This window comes from Paenibacillus glycanilyticus NBRC 16618 (assembly GCF_004000805.1).
Lineage (GTDB): Bacteria > Bacillota > Bacilli > Paenibacillales > Paenibacillaceae > Pristimantibacillus > Pristimantibacillus glycanilyticus.
Window position 1 is genome coordinate 285453 of sequence record NZ_BILY01000002.1, and the last position, 6207, is coordinate 291659.

Genomic DNA, 6207 nt, shown 5'->3' on the forward strand with positions numbered 1-6207 from the left:
TTAAATCTCTCCCTTCTCATATTTAGCCAATTTGGCGCGTAATTCTTCAATTTCTTTACGAAGTGCTTTTTTTTCGAGATCATCCATCATGCTATCGAATTGCGACGAAGCTTGCTGGCTTGGACGTGCTTGCGAGAAGTTATCCCATTGTCCTTGCGGCGGGTTTTTGTAAGGACCGCCGAAGGAGGAACCGAAGCCGCCTTGGCCGCCTTGACCACCGTTATAGCCGTTGCCGTACCCGCTGCCGCCGTAGCCGCCTCCAAACCCGCCGGGTCCAAAGCCGTGACCGTTATAAAACGTTGGTTCCTTAGGAACGATAAGGCCGGCAATGATATAGACAGGAATTGCGAATCCGCTTGTAAAGATGGTAACGACGATGAGCAGGATACGGATAAGAGTCGCATCGACATTGATCATTTCCGCGAGTCCGCCGCAAAGACCAAACAGCTTCTTGTCGCGGGTGGAGCGGTACAGTTTTTTCAAGACGACCATCCTTCCTTCTCAAGTTTCTTCTTTAATTGCTGCAGCTCGCGTTCGATAACGGATTGCACCTGGTTGCCTGCTTCGCTGATGAACTCTTTGCCCATCCGGCGAAGATCATGCAAGCTTTTTGCTTCCATTTCCATATCGCCGATCCGGTCTTCCAATCTGCGGAACATTGAGCCCGGCTGAACGCCGCCCGCCTGGCCGCCCTCCGTATACCGCGCATTCATGCGCTGCTGAAGTCTGAGCGACTCCATTCTTGCCGCGTAATATTCGCGTTTGTCATAGACAAGCTGGTACTCGCTGCGCATTTCGCGAAGCTGATCTTCAAGATCGACCGTATTCTGACGGCTTTGCTCATACAGCTCGCGGTATTGATTCGAGCGCTCCTCGCTGGTTGTCTTCTCGTGAAGAGCGATTCGCGCAAGCTGCTCCTCGCCGGCTTTCAGCGCGGTCAATGCTTGCTGCTCGCGTTTTTCCTTCTGCTGCTCTGCTTGCAGCCATTGCGCTTTGAGATGATTGCTATGTCCTAGATATTGCTGGTGCAGCCGTTCCGCTTGAATAATCTCTTCGCGTGTGGACCAGAGAAACTGGTCAATCAGGCGAACCGGATCTTCTGCTTTCTCCAGTCTTTCATTTAAACTTGCCACTGTAATGTCGCGCACTCGCCGCATAATGCTCATGTATGGCCCTCCCAACTTTTTTTATTAGAAATGTCGATTGTTGTTATTTTTTTTCACCATCGAAATACCGAACAGGATCAGCACAACCGCGATACCCAGCATAATCAGTTTCGACAATGCCGGCAGCAGCATCAAAATACCGATTGCGCCGACGATTCCGCCGATGATTTTTTTATTGCTCCTCCAGGCAACTACCCCAAGTCCGATTAATACGATTGCGAACAGGGTACCTACCAGTGCACCAAGATGGATGCCGAAGAATTTAAGTACCATGATACCGCCTGCAACTGCAAGCAATAAGCCTAACGCTTTTTTACCATCCATTGCTTCTTCCACCGCCTCTCAAAGATTGCTTTGTTTTTCTCTTCTTGTGAATCTCTCTTGCTTATGTTCCTATTGTAGATCGAATCCGTGCTTTCTAAAACGGACCAACGACGGTTTCTATGCTAGACCTAGGTCGAGTCGCTCTTCCGCCTTAAGGGTCGAATCCTGTCCTATTACGCAAAAAAGGTGCTTTACCCTATGCAAGAGTCAGCACCTCATGATGATGATTGGTTCTGCTTGAAGCTGGAACGGAGAGCATCTATGCCGAGCAGCCCAACCGGGATGATTACCATAAAGATAGTCGCATACAAGGAGAATACCTTAGGCGTAAACGCAACAAAGCTAACGATATTGTCATAGACGAGAAGAGACAAGAAAACAAGCAAAAGGGCAAACGGCAGAGTCAGCGTACGGGGGTCCTTCAGTCTCAGCGTCTGGGCTGTCCCAAGCGTTACGGCGTACATGCAAACCACCGTTTTGAAAAAAATCGTGATCAACCATATAATTGCCAGCATGGCCTCGACTCTCTGCAGAAAGTTCCCCACACTGATTTGCTTAGCCAGGGTATAGCTGGCATACATATTCCTCTGCGTGAATTCGGTACCCAGTACCAGCGTCGACAGCAGTACGCTAACAATAATAACCACGCTGCCGAGCAAGGTTCCCGCCAGCAAGGCGCTTCTTGCTTTTTCCGGCCTGTTCGTATAAGGAACCAGCATCATAAGAATAACCTGTTCTTGAAGATTAAAATAATAAAACGCGCCTAGCAGGATTGGTTTTATTCCATTCTCGAAAACAGGCTCAGCCCGATCTATTCTAATCTGGGGCAACAGGAAGAAAGTAAGGAATAGAAACAATGCAATTACAAACGGCAAGAAAATCTCCGCTGCCCTAGCCGTTGTTTCAATACCAAGCCGAACCGCGTAAACCACCACAGCCATGAATAAAATAATCGTTATTTCGATTGGCGTATTCGGCATAATATGGGTCGTCATGAAATTCCCTACGACGCGAAGCAGGAAAGAAGACAACAAAAAGATAAAAGAAAGGAAAAACAACGAAATAACCTTTCCTAGCCACTTCCCCAATATCTTCTCGCTAAACTCCGCAAGCGTTAATGTGGGATAGCGGCCGGCCAGCGCGCTATAAATCAATATGGTTAGAAGATTGGCCGCTGTTCCTATAAGGCATGCAATCCAGCCGTCTTGTTTGGAGAATACGGCCATAATGGAAGGAACGATCAGGATGGAGGTGCCAATCGTATACAGAAGCGTAAGAACGGTCAGCTGCCGGTGACTTATTTTTCCCTTCTCGAGCATCCCTCATCACCTCCCGCTTAAATTTTGGAAAATCGCCTCGGCCAGCGGCCGCAGCATATAATCGAGCCCATTTACCGGATTAGGAATATGTAAATTGAGGAACCTCATAATCACCAGTACGATACCTAACCCCAGCAGGCAAAAGAATACCCAAAGATCCTTCCTCAGCTTTCTCTTCCTCAATGACGGCACTTCAATCAGAATAATTACAGCTGCGGCTGCGAATAGCCATATATATTTCATCATAGTTGCTAATTCCTTCTTACTTCATTTCTTGCATAAACGAGTTACTAACCGTACCAGTCTGCCGGATATTTACCACAACGTCTAACTTGACCGGCATCTTCTGAAAGACGGCATCCCAATCATTTTCAACGCTTTTCCAATAGGAAGGATTCGCGCGATGAACGACATCTCCAAATCCAAATATGTCCACTTTGTATTTTTCCTGAACCTGATGGATTGTTTTCTGTACAAACCCCCGTATCGCTTCCGCGCTTTCGTGCTCCAACTCATAAATAGACGACTTTTGAGTCAGATCGATTTTACACAACACTTCGCCAATGCTGCCCTCGGTACGAATCCCTATATGTATTTCCGGTTCTCCGTTTACAAATCTGGCTTTGGTTGTCGTTTTTGAACGAATGACCTCAATTGTCATTCTCCCGCCCTCGGGACAATTAAGAACCCCGACCGTATCATGTACATCGTTGTGAATAAAAGAGTAGCCTCTGCTTTCGCCTTCATTCAACCATCCAACAAGCTTATCCTCGTTAAAAACAGCCATGCCCGAATACTGCAGGTATGCGGGTGAAGCAATTTTTTCAACATTTTCCCTGCTTTCGCCTTTTTCACGGTCACCTCTCAGGCGGAGTCCGGTGACAACCGGTTGTTTGCCTTTTCTAACGATATCCATGATGAGCTGATCCAGCGTTATCGATGCGGTTGGCGCCCATTGCTTCTGCGAGTTTAGCAAAGAAGAATACATCTGATTTGCAGGTATAGCTTCCAAATGGGTTAATATTTTCAGCGTGCTCGCTGCGGTAGTCTCTCTTGCAATGGTGATGTAGAAATCGGTGCGATGCTCATAATATCTGGACATGTATTCAAGAGCATCGGCAATCCCTTCTTTGGCTAACTCCTCGCCTATGACTAACATCCGAAGGTGGGCAGAATATATAGGTCTCGGCGATACCGTAGTCATTTTGCGTATGGCTTCAAATATGGTTCGTCCCCTCGCTTGGTAAAACGTAACGGGAGTCCGCGTCATCGTTCTGTTGTTTGCGGCAACCTCTCCCGGGTCAACGACCTGAACCGACACCTGATATTGATTCTCCCCATCCTTATCGATTCCGATTGCCACGGCAATAGCCAGATCATTAAGCTCGCGGCGATTCCAGCAGCCAGTCAGCGTCATCGCTATTAAAACAAACAATAAGGGAACTAATATTCTCCGCATCATCATCGCAATTCCTCATCTCGTTGCCTTTATTCTCGATTAACGCTTCGGCCCGGGAGGCTTGTTATTGCCACGGGTAATATTATTCTGACTAATTAGACGCAGCCGTTTCCGCATGGCCCAGTGCGGCAGCCGGAATAAGGTATCCTTCGTATCCTCGGCAATAAAGGGTCCAAATGGACTCATATACGGTACTCCGAAGGTACGGAGACTGCATAAATGAAGCACGAGTGCAAAAATGCCTAGAATTATCCCGTATAAACCAAAGGACGCAGCCAGCCCCATTAGCGCGAATCGGATCATCCGGATGGAAATGGACATATTCATGGCCGGCACAACAAAGCTTGATATAGCCGTGATGGATACCACTATTACCATCGCAGCGGAAACAATCCCCGCATCCACAGCTGCCTGTCCGATAACCAAGGTGCCGACAATCGAAATAGCCTGACCCATTGTTCTAGGCATCCGAACCCCGGCTTCACGCAGGATCTCGAACGTAATCTCCATAATCAACGCCTCGATAAATGCGGGAAAAGGTATCCCTTCCCGTTGGGCCGCAAGTCCAATGAGCAGCTGTGTAGGGAGCATTTCCTGATGAAAGGTCGTGATGGCTATATAAAGCGATGGCCCTAACAGAGCGATAAAGATGCCTACAAAGCGGAGAATCCTTATCAGCGAGCTGATATCGGCGCGTTGATAGTAATCCTCCGCAGAATGCATGAAGGAAATGAACAAAGCGGGAACCACAAGCACATGAGGCGTTCCATCCACCAATATCGCCACTTTGCCTTCCAGCAGTTCGGCAGCGATAACATCCGGCCGTTCGGAGTTGTACATGGTCGGAAATGGACTATAAGCGGAATCCTGAATCAGCTCTTCGATATAGCCGCTTTCCAGAATCCCGTCAATATCTATTCTGGATAATCGGTTACGAACCTCTTCCAAGATCTTATCGCTCACAATACCTTTTATATACATTATGGAAACACTAGTCTGGGTCATTTTCCCGATTCTCATATTTTCAAGCCACAAATCGGGATTCTTAATTTTCCTTCTGACCAGAGCCGTATTTGTGCGAATGGATTCCGTAAACGACTCTTTGGGGCCGCGGCTTACCGTTTCCGTCATGGCCTCTGAAACCGCACGGTCTTTAATTCCATTCATAGCAATGGACAATATTTTATTGCTGTCCCATATAAGAATGACATGGCCGGAAAACAGGTTATAGTACATCGTATCCGTCGATGTCACTTCTTCTATTTCTCCCGCGGTCAGCAAGTCCAGAAAAGGATGCTGATTCGTATTAAGCTTCGGAAACTCCACCATCAGAGTCTCCAATATAAAATCTTGAACAGAGTCCGTGTTTACTAGCCCATCCGCATAAAACAAATTCACTTTTCGAGAATTGCCACCATAATCGATTTGGAATTCTTTAAAAATAATATCGTTACTGTAACCGAGTTTTTCTTTAATCGTTGCAATATCGATCTGACTCATGCTGCATCACATCACCCGTATTTGATAATTATCAGTATGGTCATACGCCAATCGATATAAACAAAAAGCACCCGTCGGAGGTTAGTCCGCCAGGTGCTCGTAAAGTATGTAAACATGCAAAAAACGCTGACTGTACAAAGTACAATCAGCGCAATCATTTCAATATTTGGTGCCGGTGAGAGGACTCGAACCTCCACGGTTTCCCTCACGATTTTGAGTCGCGCGCGTCTGCCATTCCGCCACACCGGCATTTGGTAAATATGGCGTGCCCTAAGAGATTCGAACTCCTGACCTTTTGATTCGTAGTCAAACGCTCTATCCAGCTGAGCTAAGGGCACATTTTATTGAAATAATTGTGGAGGCGCCACCCAGACTCGAACTGGGGGTAAAGCTTTTGCAGAGCTCTGCCTTACCACTTGGCTATGGCGCCACCTAATTA

General features: G+C 47.2%; 6 protein-coding genes and 3 tRNA genes. All 9 read right to left on the reverse strand.

Going from position 1 to position 6207, the window contains the following annotated elements; all coding sequences use genetic code 11:
* The 9 genes from PGL01S_RS02590 to PGL01S_RS02630 all read right to left on the reverse strand — a co-directional run bounded on the left by PGL01S_RS02590 (nucleotide 1) and on the right by PGL01S_RS02630 (nucleotide 6198).
* Nucleotides 1–492 (reverse strand): PspC domain-containing protein, encoded by a 492-nt coding sequence (locus PGL01S_RS02590; protein ID WP_127491061.1) that lies wholly within the window; start codon nucleotides 490–492, stop codon nucleotides 1–3.
* Complete coding sequence (locus PGL01S_RS02595) at nucleotides 480–1166, reverse strand: PspA/IM30 family protein (RefSeq protein WP_127491063.1); 687 nt, start codon at nucleotides 1164–1166, stop codon at nucleotides 480–482. Before PGL01S_RS02595 ends, PGL01S_RS02590 begins: the two co-directional genes overlap by 13 nt.
* Before the next feature lie 24 nt (nucleotides 1167–1190).
* Entirely contained in the window at nucleotides 1191–1490 is a 300-nt protein-coding gene (locus PGL01S_RS02600; protein WP_127491065.1) for a LiaF transmembrane domain-containing protein, read from the reverse strand.
* Nucleotides 1491–1705: 215 nt separating this feature from the next.
* Entirely contained in the window at nucleotides 1706–2809 is a 1104-nt protein-coding gene (locus tag PGL01S_RS02605) for a GerAB/ArcD/ProY family transporter (RefSeq protein WP_127491067.1), read from the reverse strand.
* Between the two features lie 262 nt (nucleotides 2810–3071).
* Nucleotides 3072–4274 (reverse strand): Ger(x)C family spore germination protein, encoded by a 1203-nt coding sequence (locus tag PGL01S_RS02610; protein WP_127491069.1) that lies wholly within the window; start codon nucleotides 4272–4274, stop codon nucleotides 3072–3074.
* A 33-nt stretch (nucleotides 4275–4307) separates the two neighbouring features.
* Nucleotides 4308–5768 carry a spore germination protein gene (locus tag PGL01S_RS02615; RefSeq protein WP_127491071.1) on the reverse strand — a complete coding sequence of 487 codons (1461 nt, stop codon included), beginning with the start codon at nucleotides 5766–5768 and terminating at the stop codon, nucleotides 4308–4310.
* A 167-nt stretch (nucleotides 5769–5935) separates the two neighbouring features.
* Nucleotides 5936–6017 (reverse strand) — tRNA-Leu (locus PGL01S_RS02620).
* Between the two features lie 12 nt (nucleotides 6018–6029).
* Nucleotides 6030–6106 (reverse strand) — tRNA-Arg (locus PGL01S_RS02625).
* An 18-nt stretch (nucleotides 6107–6124) separates the two neighbouring features.
* Nucleotides 6125–6198 (reverse strand) — tRNA-Cys (locus PGL01S_RS02630).
* Nucleotides 6199–6207 lie beyond the last annotated feature (9 nt).

What these genes read in the sequence shown, in the direction of transcription:
- PGL01S_RS02590 (WP_127491061.1), bottom strand. Translation starts at nt 492, where the DNA reads ATGGTCGTCTTGAAAAAACTGTACCGCTCCACCCGCGACAAGAAGCTG.
- PGL01S_RS02595 (WP_127491063.1), bottom strand. Translation starts at nt 1,166, where the DNA reads ATGAGCATTATGCGGCGAGTGCGCGACATTACAGTGGCAAGTTTAAAT.
- PGL01S_RS02600 (WP_127491065.1), bottom strand. Translation starts at nt 1,490, where the DNA reads ATGGATGGTAAAAAAGCGTTAGGCTTATTGCTTGCAGTTGCAGGCGGT.
- PGL01S_RS02605 (WP_127491067.1), bottom strand. Translation starts at nt 2,809, where the DNA reads ATGCTCGAGAAGGGAAAAATAAGTCACCGGCAGCTGACCGTTCTTACG.
- PGL01S_RS02610 (WP_127491069.1), bottom strand. Translation starts at nt 4,274, where the DNA reads ATGATGATGCGGAGAATATTAGTTCCCTTATTGTTTGTTTTAATAGCG.
- PGL01S_RS02615 (WP_127491071.1), bottom strand. Translation starts at nt 5,768, where the DNA reads ATGAGTCAGATCGATATTGCAACGATTAAAGAAAAACTCGGTTACAGT.